Raw genomic sequence first — 19,160 nt, forward strand, 5'->3', positions numbered from 1 at the left:
ACGCCGGGATCCGCGCCGGCGGGCCCTCGCGGGGCCCGGCCGGACGGGGCGGGACTACTTGATGCCCAGCTCGGTGCACTTGGCGGCGAGGTCCGCGGTGCAGAGGTCCGCGGCCTTGTAGATGCCGTCCTTGACGACCGTGGACTGGATGTTGGACTTGTCGACCACGACCGGGGCGAAGAGCGTGGAGGGAACGCCGTCCGTCGCGCCCTGGGCGCCGAGGTCCTTGCCCTTGAGCAGGTTCACCGCGAACTTGGCGGCCTCGGGGGCCAGCTGGAGCGGCGACTTGTAGATGGTGAAGGTCTGGGTGCCGGCGATGATGCGCTGGATGCCCGCGACCTCGGCGTCCTGGCCGCCCACCGGGATGCCCTTGACGCCGGCGTTCTCGAGGGAGGTGATGATGCCGCCGGCCATGCCGTCGTTCGCGGAGTAGACGGCGCCGATCTTGTCCTTGCCGACCGAGGAGATCGCGGCGGACATCTTCTCGCCCGCGATCTTCGGGTCCCACTCGCCGGAGGCCTCGTAGGCGATCTTGCCGACCTTGCCGTCGAGGGCGGTGTGGGCGCCCTTCTTGAACAGGGCGGCGTTCGGGTCCTTCTCGTCGCCGTTGATCATCACGACGTTGGCGGTGGCGGCCTTCGCGCCGAGCGCGGTCAGCAGGGCCTGGCCCTGGAGCTCGCCGACCTTGTTGTTGTCGTGGCTGACGTAGGCGTCGGCGCCCGGGACGGCGCGGTCGTACGCGACGACCTTGACGCCCTTGGCCTTGGCGTCCTTGACCCAGCCCTCGGCCTTGGCGGCGTCGACCGGGTCGAGGGCGATGACCTTCACGCCGTCGGCGATCAGCTGGTCGAACTGCTGCTTCTGCTTCACGACGTCGGAGACCGCGTTGTTGTAGACGATCTCGCAGTCGGAGCAGGCGGCCTTGACGGCCTTCTCGAACTGGGGCTTGTCCAGGGCCTCGTAACGCGAGGTCTTGTTCTCCGGCAGGAGCAGACCGATCTTGGTCGAGCTGCCCTTGTCACCGCTGTCGTCGCCACCGGCCTTGCCGCAGGCGGCGAGCGAAAGGGCCATCGAGACCGCGGCCGTGGCTATGACGGCACGACGCGTCACTGCGTTCATGTGGGGTTGCCTCCCTGACGAGGCCGCGACGGTGCGGCCGAGGTGTCCCGAAGTCAACTCGGCCGTAACGTCGCCGTCAAGAAGTAAATCCTTAACGAGATGACAACGACGGTGTTCGTTATCTAAGTGAAGGCAAGACGGGAAGCCGGAGCGGCCGCGGGCAACGCGCTCTCCAACAGGGTCGAATCACCCATTTCGCTCAGTACGAGGGCGAGGGCGCCGAGCACCTCGGCGCGGCCGCCGAGGGCTCCCTGGACCAGCGAGAGCTGCCGGGCGGCGCTGGGGATCGCGTACCGCGAGACGGAGTCCCTGATGGGCGCGAGGACCAGCTCACCGGCCTCCGCCAGGTCGCCGCCGAGCACCACCCGGCTGGGGTTGAGGAGGTTGCAGAGGTTGGCGACACCGCTGCCGATGTGCCGTCCCACGTCGGCGACCACCCGGCGGCAGCCGGGGTCGCCCTCCCGGGCCAGCTGGACGACCCGCTCCATGGTCAGGTCGGGGCCGTGGCTCGGCTGGAGCAGCGGCAGGACGTACCGCGCGGCCGTGAAGGTCTCCAGGCAGCCGCGGTTGCCGCAGCGGCAGACCGGGCCCGACTCGTCCAGGGTGATGTGCCCGATCTCCCCGGCGGTGCCGCCGGGGCCCCGGTAGACCCGGCCGTCGATGACGAGTCCGGCGCCGACGCCGCTGGCCACCTTGATGTAGGCCAGGTCCTTGACGCCCCGGCCGCTGCCCCAGACGAGCTCGCCGAGCGCGCCGAGGTTGGCGTCGTTGTCGACGTGCACGGGGACGCCGAGCCGGCCGGAGAGCTCGTCGGCGGGGTTGATGCCGCTCCAGCCCGGCAGGATCGAGGTCGAGCCGAGGGTCCCGGAGGAGACGTCGATCGGACCGGGCACGCCGAGTCCGACGCCGATCACCTTGTCGGGGCCGATGCCGGTGGCCCGGATCAGCCGCTTGACCAGCTGCTCGGCGCGGTCGAAGCCCTCGGCGGAGGAGCCGTCCACGTCGAGCGGCTCGGCCTCCTCGGCGAGCACCTGGTGGGCGAGGTTGCCGACGGCGACCCGCAGGTGGGTGTGGCCGAAGTCCACGCCGATCACGATGCCGGCGTCACCGGAGAGCGAGACGCTGCGGGCCCTGCGGCCCCCGGCGGACGTCGGCGTGACCTCGACGGTGCCGCCGTCCTTCAGCTCCCGGACGATGTTGGAGACCGTGGCGGCGGAGAGGCCCGTCGTCCGGGCGATCTCCGCCTGGGTGAGCGAGCCGGCCATGCGCACCGCCCGGACGACCCGTTCGAGATTGGCCCTGTGCAGAGACGTCTGCGATCCCGGAGTCTCCATCGACTCACTCACTCCCACCGTTTTCTCCAACATGTGAACTCTAAGGGGACGCTTTCGGCTTGGCCCCCGTCAAGACCTTGAGTGTCGGGCGGCGAGTGTCACACGACGCGCGGGCCCCCGGCGCGGATGCGCCGGGGGCCCGGGGAACGCGGTGGCGGGGTTACTTCACGGCGCCGGCGGTGAGGCCGGCCACCACCTGCCGCTGGAAGACGATGTACGCGGCGAGGACCGGGAGCATCGCCATCACCAGTCCGGCGAAGAGGCCGGACCAGTCGCCCTTGTAGCCCTGGCTGACGGCCAGCTGGACGAGGCCCTGCGAGAGCACCTTCTTCTCCGGCTCGGTGTTGAGCACCGTCGGCAGCAGGTACTGGTTCCACTGGCCGAGGAAGTTGAAGATGCCGACGCTGATGAGGCCGGGCCGGGCCATCGGCAGCATCACCTGGAAGAAGGTCCGGGTGTGCGAGGCGCCGTCCACGAAGGCCGCCTCCGCCACCGAGGTCGGCAGGGTGCGGAAGAAGGCCGTGAGGAAGAAGACGGTGAACGGCAGCGAGTACGCGATGTAGACCAGGATCAGGCCGTGCAGCGTGTTGAGCAGGGCCATGTTCTGGAGCACGTAGAAGAGCGGCACGAGGGCCAGGATGACGGGGAAGCTCATCCCTCCGATGAAGAGGAAGTAGATGAAGCGGTTGCCCGGGAAGTCGAAGCGGGCCAGGACGTAGGCCGCCATGGAGCCGAGGAGGAGCGTGCCGACGAGCGAGCCGCCGACCACCAGGAGGGTGTTCAGGAAGTAGTCGCTCATGTGCGCCTCGGTCCAGGCGCGCGACCAGTTCTCGAAGTGCAGCCCGTCGGGCAGCGACCAGGGGGAGGTGAAGATCGCCTTGTCGGTCTTGAAGGAGGTCATGACCGCCCAGAGCAGCGGCATGACGACCATGATCGCCCAGATGATCAGGACGCCGTGCGAGAAGACGTTGAGGGTCGCGCCCTCGGCCTTGGCGGTCCTGCGGGGGGCGGGCGCCGCCGTCTTGGTGACCGCGGGACCCGGGCCGGCCGGGGAGCCGGGGCTCTCGACGCCGGGGGCGGCAGTGTCGGTCGTCTTCATCAGAACTCCAGCCGCTCGCGCCGGCCCACCTTCATCACGACGGCCGCGAAGGCCAGCGTGACGACGAGGAGCGCGACACCGATGGTCGTTGCGTAGGCGGCCTGACCGTCCCGGAACGCCTTCTGGTACACGTACAGCGGAAGGACGATGGTGGAGAAGTCGGGTCCGCCGCCGTTGGGGCCGACGGTCATGATCTGGACGACGGCGAAGGACTCCGCGCCGAGCGCGAGGATGCCCATGTAGATCCAGCCGGACTGCACGGTGTCCCAGAGCAGCGGCATGGTGATCCTGAAGAACGTGGTGAAGCGGTTCGCGCCGTCGAGCAGGGCCGCCTCGTAGAAGTCCCTCGGAATGGAGGCCATGCCCGCGGAGAAGAGGACGACGAAGAATCCGACCGTGGACCAGACGAGGACGACCATCACGCAGATGAGGGCGAGGTCCGGGTCTCCGAGCCAGTCCGGCTGGACGCTGTCGAGGCCGACGGCCTTCAATACGGAATTGATGGCTCCGCTGTTCGGGTTGTACGCGAACTGGAAGAGCAGCGCGACGATCGCGATCGACAGCACCTGCGGGAAGAAATAGACGATCTTGTAGAAAGAGGACCCGCGCACGCCCGCGATCGCCGCGCCCTTGCGGCGCCGACCGCCGACATTGAGCATGAAGGCGAAGAAAAGCGCGAGCCCCACGGTCACCAGGGGCAGCACCACCGCGAAGGTCAGGCTGTGCTGGAGCGATTTCCAGAAGACCTCGTCGTCCAGCAACCTGCTGTAGTTGTCGAATCCGACCATCCCGAATTCGGGACTCAGTCCGGACCAGTCCGTGAACGAGTAGTAGATGGACTGGATGAACGGCCAGATGACGAACAGCACGTAGAGCGCGAGGGGGGCCGCCAGGAACCCCACGATGAAACGGTACTTTCCGTGTTGCATTCCTACCGACCCCGATCTTTCCCGCGACAGACGCGCCGCTGGTGCCACGCGCCAAGGGGCCGGGGCCCGCTCCCGGTCGGCGGGAAGGGGCCCCGGCACTGCTCACTGGTGCTTGTAGTGCTTGATCGAGGAGTCCTTGGCCGCCTCGTCGGCGTACTTCTGGATCTTCTTGATCGTCTCGGCCGGGGTCGCGCGGCCGGCCATCATCTCGCCGAGGCCGGCGACACCGATCTTCTCCTTCTGGAGGGCGACGTACCAGTCCTGGAGGCGCGGGTTGACGACGTTCTGGCCGGCCTTCTCCAGGGCGGCGACGCCGGACTTGAGGCCCGGGGTCAGCTCGATGCCGTCGGTGCCGCCGTTGAAGGCGGTCAGGGACTTCACGGACTGGGTGAAGTTCTTCGAGGAGGCCTCGCTGAGCATGATGCGCAGCTGCTCCAGACCGCCCTCCGGGTTCTTCGCCTTGGCCGGGACGATGAAGGGCTCACCGCCGGACGCCCAGATGGTGCCGAAGGGCATCTTGTCGGAGGAGTCGATGCCGGTCGGGGCCGAGACGGCCAGGTCGAAGTCGGCCGGCATGGTCTTCGCGGCCTCGTTCTCGACCCAGGAGCCGTTCGGGATGAACAGCGCCTTGCCCTCGGTCCAGGCGGTCTGCGACTGGATGTGGTCGAGGCCGGGGGTGCCCTTGAGGATGTAGCCCTTCTTGACGAGCTCGTAGTACGCCTCGAAACACGTCTTGACCGCGGGGTGCTCCCAGGCCTTCGGCTCCAGGTTGTCGATGGCGTCGAGGACCTCGCGGCCGCCGACCTTGCCGATCATCGGGTAGAGCGAGAAGGGGACGTAGTACGGGTACTTGCCGGCGTACGTCCAGCCCGCGATGCCCTTCTTCTTGGCCTTCTCGCAGACGGCCAGCATCTCGTCCCAGGTCTCGGGGTACTTCGCGTCGAGGGAGTCGAGCAGCTTCTGCGAGTACCAGACGCCGTAGACCGTGTAGGCGTAGTACATGATCCACACCGGGTCGCCGTCGAACTGGCCCATCTCGACGATGCCGGGCCGCAGGGTGTCGCGGACCTTCTTGCTCGGGTCGTCGATGGACGGCGCGTCCAGCAGCGGGGTGAGGTCCGCCAGCTGCTTCTGGCCGACGAGGACGCCCATGTCCATCTGCTCGGCGCCGGAGTTGTCGATGAGGTCCGGCGGGGTGCCGCCGTTGAAGCGCGGCTGCAGCGTGGTGGTGATCTTCTGGGTCGGCGTGAACTTGACGCTCGCCTTGGGGTAATTGGTCTCGTAGACCTTGATCGCGTCCTTGGCGTACTGCTGTCCGAATCCGCCGTCGAAGAGGACGAAATCGAGCGGTGCCGACTCGTTCACCCCGAGCGGGTTCTTGTCGGACTTCGTGCCTTTCTCGACCTTTCCGTTGCCACCGCTGTCGCTGCTCGCGCAGGCGGACAGGAAGCCCATGGTCGGCACGGAGATCAGACCGATGGCGGCGGAGCGCTTGATCAGATCGCGACGGCCGAGGCCCTCACTGTGGTGTGCGGAGGTGGATCCCATGCTCAAGTCCTCGCCTTCATTCAGGACTCAGGCGGTGTACCGGTCGCCCGTACTCACTCGCCACAGGCGAAGGGCCCCGCCACCGCGGTCATTTGCAGCCGGGTCGTGCACGCGTCGGGCCGTCGCCGGATTGCTCCGACTGGCTGGACGCCGACAGGTATAGTCCACTTCCCTTCACGGGAGCAAGATCGAAACCAGGTTTCCACGACCATCTTTCCCGAGTTGAGACCTCCGGGATAAGCACGCTGGATCTGCGGCGTTTCGTCCAAGCACTGACCTCGCGCCGCCCTTGACAATGCCTCGGAACCACCCTTACCGGGGGCGCGGCGCGACCTCGGCACCTCGACGTGAACACGAACGCGGCAAAGCCGACATACGACCGGGATCGAAACAGTTGTGTCACAGACTCGCCGCCCGGTGAAGGACCTGTGAGGACGATCCGGGATCATGGGGGTCCCACCGCTTCCCTCCTTCGTGACGGACGCGCGGTGGCACCTGCCTCATTCCACTCGGATCTGGAGTACATACGTGGCCAAGTCTTCTGGCCTGAAGCGCACGGGCTTCCTGTCCCGTGTCACCGTCGCCGCGATAACCGCGGCCCTCGTGGGCACCACCACGGCCGCGGTGGCGGCCGAGGCGCCGCAGCGGTCCGCGCAGTCCGCCACCACCGAGTCGGCGCCCCGCGCCGGCGCGTTCGCCGCGACGGCCGCGGCGGTCGCGACGCCCGCCAACTCGCTGTACGGCGCCACCAACTACGGCAACCTGTACCGGTACGACCTCGACGGCAACGGCGGCTTCAAGGCCGCCGTGTCGAGCGGCTCCGGCTGGCAGTACAGCAAGTACATCACCCAGGTGGACCACAACTCGGACGGCCGCTCCGACGGCCTCTGGTACGTCGAGAACAACCGTCTCGCCTACATGCCGTTCGACGGCACCCCGCGCGACATCGGCGGCGGCTGGGGCGTCTACAACCGCGTCTTCTCCGCCGGCAACAACGGCGGCGCGGCGGCGGACGACCTGATCGCCCGCGACAGCGCCGGCGTGCTGTACCTCTACCTCGGCTACGGCAACGGCAACCTGGCCCCCCGCACCCGCATCGGTGGCGGCTGGCAGATCTACAACCAGATGACCGGCAAGGGCGACATGACGGGGGACGGCAAGGCCGACCTCATCACGCGTGACAACGCCGGTGTCCTGTACCTCTTCAAGGGCACGGGCAACTACCAGGCCCCGTTCTCCGGTCGTACGAAGATCGGCGCGGGCTTCCAGATCTACAACAACCTGCTCTCCGTGGGCGACGTCAACTTCGACGGCAACGCGGACCTGCTGGCCCGTGACGGCGCCGGCGCGCTCTACCTCTTCAAGGGCACGGGCAACGCCGCCTCGCCGTTCTACGGCCGCGTGAAGGTCGGCACGGGCGGCTGGAACGGCTTCCGCATCATGTTCTAGTCGTGCCGCCCGGCCCTCGGGCCGGACACGCGCGAAGGGCCCCGCTCCTCTTCCGAGGAGCGGGGCCCGTTGCGTACGACCGGGTCCTGAGGCGTCAGCCGCGGATCAGGTTGCGGAGCACGTACTGCATGATGCCGCCGTTGCGGTAGTAGTCCGCCTCACCGGGGGTGTCGATGCGGACGACCGCGTCGAACTCGACACCGGTGTCGGTGGTGACCTTGACCGTGCTCGGCGTGGTGCCCTCGTTCAGCTCCGTGACGCCCGTGATGGAGAAGGTCTCCTCACCGGTCAGGCCGAGCGAGTCGGCCGACTGGCCGGCCGGGAACTGCAGCGGGAGGACGCCCATGCCGATGAGGTTCGAGCGGTGGATGCGCTCGTACGACTCGGTGATGACGGCCTTGACGCCGAGGAGCGCGGTGCCCTTGGCGGCCCAGTCGCGGGACGAGCCGGAGCCGTACTCCTTGCCGCCCAGGATGACCAGCGGGGTGCCGGCGGCCTGGTAGTTCTGCGAGGCGTCGTAGATGAAGCTCACCGGGCCGTCGGCCTGGGTGAAGTCGCGGGTGTAGCCGCCCTCGGTGCCCGGCGCGATCTGGTTGCGCAGGCGGATGTTGGCGAAGGTGCCGCGGATCATGACCTCGTGGTTGCCCCGGCGCGAGCCGTAGGAGTTGAAGTCACGACGCTCCACACCGTGCTCGGTGAGGTACTTGCCGGCCGGGGTGTCGGCCTTGATGGCGCCGGCCGGGGAGATGTGGTCGGTGGTGACCGAGTCGCCCAGCTTGGCCAGGACGCGGGCGCCGACGATGTCGGTGACCGGGGTGGTCTCCATCGTCATGCCCTCGAAGTACGGGGGCTTGCGGACGTAGGTGGACTCGGTGTCCCACTCGAAGGTGTTGCCGGTCGGGATCGGCAGCGCCTGCCACTGGGCGTCGCCCGCGAAGACGTCCTGGTAGGACTTGTTGAACATGTCCTCGCCGATGGCGTTGGCGACGACGTCGTTGACCTCGGCCTCGGACGGCCAGATGTCCTTGAGGAAGACCGGGTTGCCCTCGGTGTCGGTGCCGAGCGCGTCCTTGGTGATGTCCACCTTCATGGAGCCCGCGAGGGCGTACGCGACGACCAGCGGCGGGGAGGCCAGGTAGTTCATCTTGACGTCGGGGTTGATGCGACCCTCGAAGTTGCGGTTGCCCGAGAGCACCGAGGTCACGGCCAGGTCGTGCTCGTTGACGGCCTTGGAGACCTCCTCCGGCAGCGGGCCGGAGTTGCCGATGCAGGTGGTGCAGCCGTAGCCGACGAGGTTGAAGCCGACCTTGTCGAGGTACGGGGTGAGGCCCGCCTTGTCGAAGTAGTCGGTGACGACCTTCGAGCCCGGGGCGAGGGTGGTCTTGACCCACGGCTTGCGGGTCAGGCCCTTCTCGACGGCCTTCTTCGCGACGAGCGCGGCGGCGACCATCACGTACGGGTTCGACGTGTTGGTGCAGGAGGTGATGGCCGCGACCGTCACCGCACCGTGGTCGAGGGTGTAGGTCGAGCCGTCGGGGGCGGTGACCTGGACCGGGTTCGACGGGACCGTGCTGGAGACGGCCGGGGCGTCGGAGGCCGGGAAGGACTCCTGGCCCGCCTCGTCGACGCTGTCGACGTAGTTGCGGACGTCCTGGGCGAACTGCTCGGCGGCGTTCGCGAGGACGATGCGGTCCTGCGGGCGCTTCGGGCCGGCGATCGACGGGACGACGGTGGAGAGGTCGAGCTCCAGCTTCTCGGAGAAGTCCGGCTCGGCCTTCGGGTCCAGCCAGAGGCCCTGCTCCTTGGCGTACGCCTCGACGAGCGCGACCTGCTGCTCGGAGCGGCCGGTGAGCTTGAGGTAGTTCAGGGTCTCGTCGTCGATCGGGAAGACCGCGGCGGTGGAGCCGAACTCCGGCGACATGTTGCCGATGGTGGCGCGGTTGGCGAGCGAGGTGGCGGCGACGCCCTCGCCGTAGAACTCGACGAACTTGCCGACGACACCGTGCTTGCGCAGCATCTCGGTGATGGTCAGCACCAGGTCGGTGGCGGTGGTGCCGGTGGGCAGCTCGCCGGTCAGCTTGAAGCCGACGACGCGCGGGATGAGCATGGAGACCGGCTGGCCGAGCATCGCGGCCTCGGCCTCGATGCCGCCGACGCCCCAGCCGAGCACGCCGAGGCCGTTGACCATGGTGGTGTGCGAGTCGGTGCCGACGAGCGTGTCGGGGTAGGCCTGGCCGTTGCGGACCATGACCGTGCGGGCCAGGTGCTCGATGTTCACCTGGTGGACGATGCCGGTGCCGGGCGGGACGACCTTGAACTCGTCGAAGGCGGTCTGGCCCCAGCGCAGGAACTGGTAGCGCTCCTTGTTGCGGCCGTACTCCAGCTCGACGTTCTGGCCGAAGGCGTCCTTGGTGCCGAACTTGTCGGCGATGACCGAGTGGTCGATGACCAGCTCGGCCGGGGCCAGCGGGTTGATCTTCGCCGGGTCGCCGCCGAGCTCCTTGACGGCCTCGCGCATGGTGGCGAGGTCGACGACACAGGGCACACCGGTGAAGTCCTGCATGATCACGCGGGCGGGCGTGAACTGGATCTCCTGGCTCGGCTGAGCCTGCGAGTCCCAGTTGCCGAGGGCCCGGATGTGGTCGGCGGTGATGTTCGCGCCGTCCTCGGTGCGGAGCAGGTTCTCCAGGAGGACCTTCAGGCTGTAAGGGAGGCGCGCGGAGCCCTCGACCTTGTCCAGCTTGAAGATCTCGTACGACTCGTCGCCCACGCGCAGCGTGCTGCGGGCGTCGAAGCTGTTCGCCGACACGACAGTCTCCTTCATATATGTGCGCGTTCCACCACATCCTGCCGCCACGTACACGTCGTCGATCCGCTAAGGTAAGGCTAAGTTAGGTAACCCTTACCAGGGTGGCGGCAGCGGTGCGCCTCGGCAGATATCTCGATGTCGAGATAACTCTAGTACATCACCGCCGCCCGGTCATGCCTGGCATGCGCCCGAGCTGGGGCAGGTTCGCCCCAAGCACGACGCGCACACGGTCCACGTCCGCCGCGCCGGCGGCGCCGCGCTTGGGCAGGACGAAGTAGATCGGCTCACCCGAGCCGGTAAGACGGTGGGCGAGGCGGGTGCCACCGCGGGGGGGGTGAGAGTGCCGATGAGCCAGCCGGCCGTCTCCCAGCAGGTGGCCCCGGGCCCTCAGGGAGACGGTGGACGTGTCGCTGGACCAGCACGACACGGCCTGGCTCGAAGGGCGTCTGAGGGGACTGCCCGAGGAGATCTAGTGGCCTGAGTCGGAGATTGCCGTTGGTTGGGCATGAGTCGTCCGGGCCCGAAGATTCCGCCGTTGTCGGTCACCGACGCCCAGCGTGCGGTGCTGGAGGGCTGGTTACGTCGCCGGACGACGGCCCAGGCCCTGGCCCAGAGGTCGCGGATCGTACTGGAGTGCGCCGAGGGCCATTCAATCGCCGAGGTGTCCCGCCGGCTGCGGGTCGCTCCGGACACGGTCCGCACCGGGCGGCGCCGCTTCCTCGAACGCGGCCTGGACGGCTTGTGCGACGCCCCGCGGCCCGGCGTCCCACGGAAGATCACCGATGCCGATGTCGAGCGGGTGATCGTCAAGGCGCTCGAGGAGACGCCGAAGAACGCCACCCGCTGGTCCACCCGCTCGATGGCGGCCGCGACGGGCATGTCGCAGTCGACCATCTCGCGGGTCTGGCGGACCCTCGCCCTGGCCCCGCACCGGTCACAGACGTCTCTGCTGTCGACGGATCCGCTGTTCATCGACAAGGTTCGCGACGTCGTCGGCCTCTACCTCGACCCGCCAGAGAAGGCACTCGTGCTCTGCGCGGACGAGAAGTCGCAGATCCAGGCCCTGGACCGGTCCCAGCCGGTGCTGCCGATGGTGCCCGGTGTCCCCGAACGCCGCAGCCACGACGATGTCCGGGCCGACACCACGACCCTGTTCGCCGCGCTCGAGGTCGCCACCGGCAAGGTCATCGGCTCCCTGCACCGCCGCCACCGGGCGGCGGAGTTCAAGAAGTTCCTGGCCAAGCTCGACAGGGAAGTGCCGGCTGATCTGCAGGTTCACCTGATCCTGGACAACTATGCGACGCACAAGACGCCCGACATCAAGAAGTGGCTGCTGGCTCGTCCGCGGTTCCATCTGCACTTCACGCCGACCAGGGCGTCCTGGCTGAACCTGGTCGAGCGGTGGTTCGCCAGCGCCCGCTGCTCGCGCATGATGCACGCACTGACCCGGGGTCGGAAGCGGTTCACCGAGCAGAGTGTGGACGTGCTGCGGCGCCTGCTGGAGGAAGACCTGAGGGGGCGCGCAACGGAGACTGTATTCCACGCATACCAGGTGATGCACGAAGGAATCATCCGCGGCCTGGACAGGCCGGGCGTCATGGGTGCCGCCCGCAAGGACGACGAGCCGACCGGATCGGCGCCGGCGCGGCGTACCCTCGCCTGCCAGATCCAGCGCGTGTGCCTGCGGGGTCGCGCCTGATTCGCGGCCACACCCGCACAGCGGGAGGCGGCCGCCCTGCAGCCTCACCTGCACGGTACATGCGGAATTTCCTGAATGAGTCAGGGGCCGACGAACGGAGGTTCCGCCAGCACCGGCGTGAGGGCCCGAGCGGACAGAGATTGGCGCATACTCCCCTCTCCCTCACACAAGTTGACGATATATCATTCCCCACGACCACTCACCTCTGAAGGTTGAGGCTCCAGCCTCACCCTGGTCCGCGGTGCAACACCCGCTACGACCATGAGGAAGGTGATCACGATGGCAGCAGACACCGCATCGCCATCAACCCGGCAGGACTGGAAGCGTGAGCTCACGATCCGGACAGTGGCGTCCTTCATCGCGCGTGCCGCGTGGGAGGGGCTGTCCCGGCTCTGGAGCTCGGTCTCCGATCACGGCTCTTGAATGCCGTAACACTGCCGGAATGGGGCCGCGCATCCGAGTGATGCACGGCCCCATTGTGTTCGACGCCCCTAAGCCGTCGGGTCAGCCCGCATCCTCCTGAAGGTCGCGCACCTCCCAGGCGCGCAGACCCTCATAGGAGAAGCCGACGTAACAGGTGACCTTCTGGTGCAGGGAACGGAACTGGTGATCGGCTCGAGCCGGCACATAGAAGGCGGTCACTCCGCCGATGGACAACTCACCCGACTGGGGCCCGATGTATTTGGTGACGCGCGCCTCCACCCGGCTCAGCGCCTGCGAATTCATGAAGAAGTTCTGGGCAGCGTCCCACTCCCCGAGACGGCTCTGATGGACGAGACGGCGAAGCCCCTTACCAGGCCCCATCCATTCGAAGCTCTTGTGCCGGTCGGGCGAGTACAGCGTCCGCTGGCTGCACTGCTGGACGTAGCGCGCAGCCTCTGTCTTCGCTTGGCCGGAATCCGTTTCGAGGTACTTCAGCATGTTGACGATGTACAGGTAGTACGCCACTTCGAGGGACGGATTGGCCGCACGCCACATGTCCAGTTGTTCGATAAGCTCGTCGTAGCCAGGGGGGTTCGGCACAAAACGAGCCGCTTGCAGCCACAGACGCATCGTGCGCCCGTCGTCGGTCGCCTCCCTGAGATTGGTGCGCAGTAGATCCTCGATCCGCTTCATGTCCTTGTCCTTCACAGATTCCCACTGCCGCTTGTTCTTGTGGAGGTACGTCCATACCAACTGCCGGCGGACAGACGGCAGGTCAACGTCATCCCTCTCCAGCATGCGGCGATACGTGTCGATAGCCAGCTGGTGATCCCCGTAGAGGTTGTGCAGCTGTGCGTCGCAGGTGAGGACGAACTTGCTCGGGTTCTCCTTCAAGACCAGCGCCTGGGCCAGAAGGTCCTCGGCGCGTTCCAGCGCCGAGCCGAGAGCGCCCGACCCCACGGAGGCAACCGCCGTGCTGAGCTCCTGAGAGTAGTGTTGGCGCAGATAGTCCACGACTCTGATCAGCATCTGCACCTCGCTGATGTAGCCGTGCTCATTGTCCCGGCGGATTTCCCGCGACCTGGCAAAGGCATCGCTCGCGCTCTGCACGGGGTTCTCCAGTTCACGCACGTCAACGCGCCTCCTAATGAGGTCGTAGACCTCACCCCGAAGGATCATTCCATGCATGTGATGGAGCAATGAGTCGCCTTCCTGTAGCTTGATCGCCCGCTGGATCGACTGGAGAGCCGCTGGCAAGGTTTTGAGCTCGAAGGCCTGATACCGTGCCAGATGCGCGTGGAAGTGCGGCTGTTCCGGGAAAAGGCTCGCCACCTTTTCCAGTACGCGACCGCCGGCATTCGGCAGCTTGATGTCCTCCACCAGCTTGGAAAACTTCGCGTTACCTGCGCGCTCTGTTCCTAGCAGCTCACCGCTGTCCCGGTAGATGAACACACGCTGCATGAGGTCGAGCTCCAGGTCGCCCGGCATTGACGCGTGACCGCGGCACAGTTCCGCGAACGCGATGGCAGCATCGGCCAGGGCCGAGGTCCAGCCGGCCCCACCTGAACGCTGGCCCAGGATATAGGTGACGATCTCCTCGGCAAACAGCGCATGCGCGGTACGCCAGGCACCCTCGGGCTCCTCGATGATCAGGTCAAGGGCGTGGTCGGGCAGATGGTCGAACAGATCCACCGGCTTCCAGGCGGGAACGGCGAATGTCTCCGCGAACAGCTGCGCCGGAAGGCTCTGCTGCCCGTAGTGGTGCCCAAGGGCAATGTGCAGTATCACCTCCCTCTGCTTTTCATCGAGGGCGTCGATCCGTGCCTGAACATACCTGCCGATGCCACGGAACTGCCGGTCGAATGCGGTAAGGCCGAAGTGGAACGGCGTGCGCTGGTCCGAGACACCACCCCATTGCAGAAGGCTGATCTCGTCGGCGCGCTCGGGACGGGCTGACGAGTACACCTCTGCGAACCGCGCCGCCTCCTCATCGTCGAGCTCGGAGGAGACTCGGTAGGTCTGCTTCCCCACTCCGTGGACACCGTTCACCTGACGAAGCACCTGGAGGACAACCGCCGACACGTGCTTACTGCGCAGAACGTTGAACAACTCGCTGATGAGTGAGGCCGGCACCTGGCTCGCCTCCGCGAGAAGCAACACGGATCGTCCGGTCGTCTGGGCCACACGCATGATGCGCTCAGCCACTTCGGCCACCCAATGTGCGCCGTTACGGGCGGAACGGTTTCCTCGAAGAACGGCGCACGGATAGATGCGGTGCAGATCCCACAGGATGCGGCGCGCAACGGTCGTGCCGCCGGCCCCTGGGCTGTGCCAGATGTTCAGCGTGAGAGGGAGTCCCCTCTGTCCCAGTGCCCGGATTACTTCATGATGGATTTGCGCAGTGGCCGAGCGGTCCACGTCCAGCCGACGGCCCAGCTCTGGCCAGCTGATCTCCCAACCTTTGAGGAAGGCGTCCTCGACCCGGTCGACGGCGTCCTCCCAGCGCGTACCGAGGTAGAGCAACTCCAACTCTTCCTCGATCCACGGTGCATCCGCGTGGGGCAGCGGAATCGGGGCACCCGAGAGGCTGGGCAGCATGCGATCCCCGTGTTGCCCGGACGCGCTGTCCTCCAAGCCCGCCAAGCCGGACCCAAGCTGGGTGAGGGGAATGGGAATGACGACCGCGTCGAAGTCGTCCTCCAGGGCCCGGTGCTCCGTCGGGTCGTCCGTACACACGATGACTTGTAGGCTCTCACCAACGTTCTCCAGCAGGTTCTCGATCACCGAGTAGGAGATACGTCGCGCCGCACCGCCATAGCTGAGGAGCAGGCACACGACAGGGGCGGGACGCAGGGCGGCGGCCAGCTCCCTGAAGCGCCCGTTTACATGGGCGGAGTAGCGGGTCTTCCAGTCCCGGAACGGCATCTCCCCTTCGGTGATGCTGACGGTGTCGATCCCACAGGCAAAGATCCACTGGACGGATTTTTGGCCCCCCAGTGCCATTTCTCGGTCTTCCGGGCTCACCATGTGCAGGCTCCGCGCGGAGCGCACCTGCTGCTCCACCGAGCCCAGGAATCCACCGTCCTCACTACGCGGATCCAGATCGATGACCGCACTCCACGGCTGCAGCGCCAGGCCCTTGAGAGCAACATCGTCGACGTCGTGCAGCGGAGGCGCTACGAGGAGGTAGCGCCGGTCCGTCGAAAAGCTCCTCATCGTGTCGCGAAACTGCTTCCACGACTGTTCCACATCGCTTGCCAGAACAGGCTCGTCCCGGTCATTTCCCAGGAACCAGGAGTAGACCCACTTCTGGTCCGCAGGGCCCGCCTCCGTATTGCTGCTGCCCCGCCGGAAGTAGATTGTTTCGGGGGCGAGAAAACCTTCCTCACTCCGCCCTTTTCCTCGCTTGACCGCCATATAGGGGCCCGTGTCGCGTTGCAGCGGAATCGCGATCACACCGAAGGTTCGATCTTTGTAGGCCACCTGCTCGTAGGTAAAGGGCGGGCACGGGTCGGCGTAGGAAGCCACCAGTGTCTGCAGGTTCGCGTCGTCGATGGCCGGGCCATCGATGCCCTCCGGAATATTCCTGCCGTTCAGCTCCCGCACCCCGAAGACGATGTACGCCGTCTCCTCCCGCGGCGTGTTGGCCATCGCCAGAATATCCTTGACCAGGGCCTTCTTGGCATGATCGCCGTCGCGCAGCCGGTAAAAGGATCGTTTGAAATCCAGCGTTGGGCCTTCTGGACGGGAGAGGAGTGCCTCGAAGCTGTTGTGATCCATCGGTCCCCTCATGCTTGGGCGCGCTGCCGTGAGCATCGGTCCGGCTGGATGGGCCCGATGCGAGTGGAGGCAGTATTGGGTACCCGGCGGGCATGCGCGTGGGGCAAGCACCAAATTCAGCCAGGCCCGACCGCCAAACCCGGACGGCGGCGCACCGATTGCCGCGGCGGCACAGGGAGCCGACGATCGATCCATGATCAGCGGCGCGCACGTGGTTCTCTACACCCGGGACGCGGAGGCCGACCGGGCCTTCCTCAAGGACGTCGTCGGCTTCGAGCACGTGGACGCCGGAGGGGGCTGGCTCATCTTCAAGCTGCCGCCCGCCGAGATCGCGGTGCACCCCACGACGGGCGAGCCGCAGCACGAGGTGTACCTCATGTGCGACGACCTCACCCATACCCTGACAAACCTGGAGGATCGGGGCGCGGAGATCTCACGGGCCATCACCGACCAGGGCTGGGGCCTGCTCGCCGCCGTCCGGCTGCCGAGCGGCACCGAACTCCCCCTGTACGAACCGCGCCACCCGACCGCGCACGGCGATTCACCCTGACGGCCCAACCCCTGGCGAATCACATCTCATATCTGAGATAACGTGACGCCATGGCAGACGACTACCTCGTACGCATCGGCAAGCTCATCCGTGACGCCCGACAACACCGTGGCTGGACACAGACCCAGCTCGCCGAAGCACTGGCCACGAGCCAGAGCGCCGTCAACCGCATCGAGCGCGGCAACCAGAACATCAGCCTTGAGATGATCGCCCGGATCGGCGAAGCCCTCGACAGCGAGATCGTGTCCCTGGGATACGCGGGACCCATGCACCTCCGGGTCGTCGGCCGCCGCCGCCTCTCAGGCTCCATCGACGTCAAGACGAGCAAGAACGCCTGTGTCGCGCTGCTCTGCGCCTCGCTCCTCAACAAGGGCCGCACCGTCCTGCGCCGGGTCGCCCGCATCGAGGAGGTCTTCCGGCTCCTGGAGGTCCTCAACTCCGTCGGCGTCCGCACCCGCTGGATCAACGACTGCACGGACCTGGAGATCGTGCCCCCGGCCGAGCTCGACATGGATTCCATCGACGCCGAGGCCGCGATCCGCACCCGCTCGATCATCATGTTCCTCGGCCCGCTGCTGCACCGCCTGGACCGCTTCAAGCTGCCGTACGCCGGCGGCTGCGACCTCGGTACGCGCACGATCGAGCCGCACATGATCGCGCTGCGCCGCTTCGGCCTGGAGGTCACGGCCACCGAGGGCCTCTACCACGCCCAGGTCGAGCGCTCCGTCTCCCCCGACCGCCCGATCGTCCTGACCGAGCGCGGGGACACCGTCACCGAGAACGCGCTGCTCGCCGCCGCCCGGCACGACGGCGTGACCGTCATCCGCAACGCCTCCTCCAACTACATGGTCCAGGACCTCTGCTTCTTCCTGGAGGCGCTCGGCGTCCGGGTCGACGGCATCGGCACCACCACCCTGACCGTGCACGGCGTGCCGCAGATCGACGTGGACGTCGACTACTCCCCCTCCGAGGACCCGGTCGAGGCGATGAGCCTGGTGGCCGCGGCGGTCGTGACCGAGTCGGAGCTGACGATCCGCCGGGTCCCGATCGAGTTCATGGAGATCGAGCTCGCCGTCCTGGAGGAGATGGGCCTCGACCACGACCGCTCGGCGGAGTACGCGGCGGACAACGGCCGCACCCGCCTGGTCGACCTGACGGTCCGTCCCTCCAAGCTGGAGGCGCCGATCGACAAGATCCACCCGATGCCGTTCCCGGGCCTCAACATCGACAACGTCCCCTTCTTCGCGGCGATCGCGGCGACGGCCCAGGGCAAGACCCTCATCCACGACTGGGTCTACGACAACCGCGCCATCTACCTCACCGACCTCAACCGCCTCGGCGGCCGTCTCCAGCTCCTCGACCCCCACCGCGTCCTCGTGGAGGGCCCCACCCGCTGGCGCGCCGCCGAGATGATGTGCCCGCCGGCCCTGCGCCCGGCGGTGGTCGTCCTCCTCGCGATGATGGCCGCGGAGGGCACGTCGGTCCTGCGCAACGTGTACGTCATCAACCGCGGTTACGAGGACCTCGCGGAGCGTCTGAACTCGATCGGCGCGCAGATCGAGATCTTCCGGGACATCTAGGCCCCGGGACCGGCGGAAGCCGCAGGAAGTCGAAGAACCCCCGCGCCCGGCGCGGGGGTTCTGTCTACGATCCCCGCGTGGACTCGTACCCCTCCGCCCCGCCGCCTCCGTCGCCGCCCCCGTCGTCGCCCCCGCCGGCCGTTCGGCGGTGGTGGCGGCGGCCGGGGGGTGTGGCCGGCGCCCTGGTCGTGCTGTTCGTGGGCGTGTGGTTCGCGCGGTCCCTCCTCGGCGGTGGTGCGGCGGAGAGGGAGCCGGTGCGGGGCGACGGCCGGCCGCCGAGGGGCACGGTCACCGCATCCGCGTCCGTCTCCCCCGAGCCCGCCGGGCCCCCCGTGCTCGTCGGGAAGGGGCTCCGGGAGGCTCAGGAGGTCGCGGCCGGGGCCGGGTACTCCGTCGTGTCGCACGACGCCTCCGACCAGGACGCCAGGCAGTGGGACGCGGACGAGTGGACGGTGTGCTTCCAGACCTCGGCGGGACGGCGGGACGGCGGGCGGCCCGCGCTGGACCTGGGTGTGGTGCGCGTCGGGGCGCCCTGCCCCGCCGTCGACGGCGGGAAGCTCCCCTGGCCGAGGATGCCCGCCGTCACCGGCATGACCTTCGCGCGGGCCGGGGAGGCGCTGGGGCCGATCGCGTTCAGGAAGGTCGAGCCGGAGAGCGCCTACTCCGATGTGGAGCTGCCCGGTGTCGCGGATCCGTGGAAGGTCTGCTTCCAGGATCCCGAGCCGGGCAGGACGGTCGAGGACCCGCAGTACGCGACCGTCTATCTGAAGCTCGCGCCGCCCGGTGCCCCCTGCCCCGAGCGTGCCTACGCCACGCTGGGTCCCGCGCCGAAGCCGTAGCG

12 protein-coding genes are annotated in these 19,160 nt (G+C 67.5%); 5 read left to right on the forward strand and 7 right to left on the reverse strand.

What is annotated here, in order from left to right; translation table 11 throughout:
- Positions 1–54: 54 nt before the first annotated feature.
- From ACFYUZ_RS34260 to ngcE, 5 genes are all read right to left on the reverse strand, one after another.
- Positions 55–1,119, reverse strand: a complete 1,065-nt coding sequence (locus ACFYUZ_RS34260; RefSeq protein ID WP_389315907.1) for a sugar ABC transporter substrate-binding protein — start codon at positions 1,117–1,119, stop codon at positions 55–57.
- A 122-nt stretch (positions 1,120–1,241) separates the two neighbouring features.
- Positions 1,242–2,453: an ROK family protein gene (locus ACFYUZ_RS34265; protein ID WP_389315909.1), complete on the reverse strand. Its 1,212-nt coding sequence runs from the start codon at positions 2,451–2,453 to the stop codon at positions 1,242–1,244.
- Between the two features lie 160 nt (positions 2,454–2,613).
- Positions 2,614–3,552 (reverse strand): carbohydrate ABC transporter permease, encoded by a 939-nt coding sequence (locus tag ACFYUZ_RS34270; protein WP_389315910.1) that lies wholly within the window; start codon positions 3,550–3,552, stop codon positions 2,614–2,616.
- Positions 3,552–4,481 carry a carbohydrate ABC transporter permease gene (locus ACFYUZ_RS34275; protein ID WP_389315912.1) on the reverse strand — a complete coding sequence of 310 codons (930 nt, stop codon included), beginning with the start codon at positions 4,479–4,481 and terminating at the stop codon, positions 3,552–3,554. Before ACFYUZ_RS34275 ends, ACFYUZ_RS34270 begins: the two co-directional genes overlap by 1 nt.
- Before the next feature lie 102 nt (positions 4,482–4,583).
- The gene (gene ngcE / locus ACFYUZ_RS34280) at positions 4,584–6,029 is read right to left on the reverse strand and encodes an N-acetylglucosamine/diacetylchitobiose ABC transporter substrate-binding protein (RefSeq protein WP_389315914.1); all 1,446 of its coding nucleotides are present in this window, start codon (positions 6,027–6,029) and stop codon (positions 4,584–4,586) included.
- Between the two features lie 528 nt (positions 6,030–6,557).
- On the opposite strand from ngcE, the gene ACFYUZ_RS34285 reads away from it, so the two are divergent.
- Positions 6,558–7,478 carry an FG-GAP repeat domain-containing protein gene (locus ACFYUZ_RS34285; protein ID WP_389315916.1) on the forward strand — a complete coding sequence of 307 codons (921 nt, stop codon included), beginning with the start codon at positions 6,558–6,560 and terminating at the stop codon, positions 7,476–7,478.
- A gap of 94 nt (positions 7,479–7,572) precedes the next feature.
- Here the strand turns inward: ACFYUZ_RS34285 and acnA are convergent, their stop codons facing one another.
- Positions 7,573–10,287 carry an aconitate hydratase AcnA gene (gene acnA / locus ACFYUZ_RS34290; RefSeq protein WP_389315918.1) on the reverse strand — a complete coding sequence of 905 codons (2,715 nt, stop codon included), beginning with the start codon at positions 10,285–10,287 and terminating at the stop codon, positions 7,573–7,575.
- A 505-nt stretch (positions 10,288–10,792) separates the two neighbouring features.
- Here acnA and ACFYUZ_RS34295 point away from each other — a divergent pair.
- A complete protein-coding gene (locus tag ACFYUZ_RS34295) occupies positions 10,793–11,986 on the forward strand; it encodes an IS630 family transposase (protein WP_389315920.1) in 1,194 nt (397 codons plus the stop codon).
- A 504-nt stretch (positions 11,987–12,490) separates the two neighbouring features.
- Here the strand turns inward: ACFYUZ_RS34295 and ACFYUZ_RS34300 are convergent.
- Entirely contained in the window at positions 12,491–16,189 is a 3,699-nt protein-coding gene (locus ACFYUZ_RS34300; RefSeq protein WP_389315922.1) for a helix-turn-helix domain-containing protein, read from the reverse strand.
- A gap of 193 nt (positions 16,190–16,382) precedes the next feature.
- On the opposite strand from ACFYUZ_RS34300, the gene ACFYUZ_RS34305 reads away from it, so the two are divergent.
- The 3 genes from ACFYUZ_RS34305 (at position 16,383) to ACFYUZ_RS34315 (ending at position 19,158) form a co-directional block, all read left to right on the forward strand.
- Entirely contained in the window at positions 16,383–16,739 is a 357-nt protein-coding gene (locus ACFYUZ_RS34305; RefSeq protein WP_389315924.1) for a VOC family protein, read from the forward strand.
- Between the two features lie 50 nt (positions 16,740–16,789).
- Complete coding sequence (locus ACFYUZ_RS34310) at positions 16,790–18,319, forward strand: helix-turn-helix domain-containing protein (protein WP_389315926.1); 1,530 nt, start codon at positions 16,790–16,792, stop codon at positions 18,317–18,319.
- A gap of 170 nt (positions 18,320–18,489) precedes the next feature.
- Positions 18,490–19,158 (forward strand): hypothetical protein, encoded by a 669-nt coding sequence (locus ACFYUZ_RS34315; RefSeq protein ID WP_389315928.1) that lies wholly within the window; start codon positions 18,490–18,492, stop codon positions 19,156–19,158.
- Positions 19,159–19,160 lie beyond the last annotated feature (2 nt).

This window comes from Streptomyces sp. NPDC004266, from assembly GCF_042874095.1.
Classification (GTDB): Bacteria; Actinomycetota; Actinomycetes; order Streptomycetales; family Streptomycetaceae; genus Streptomyces.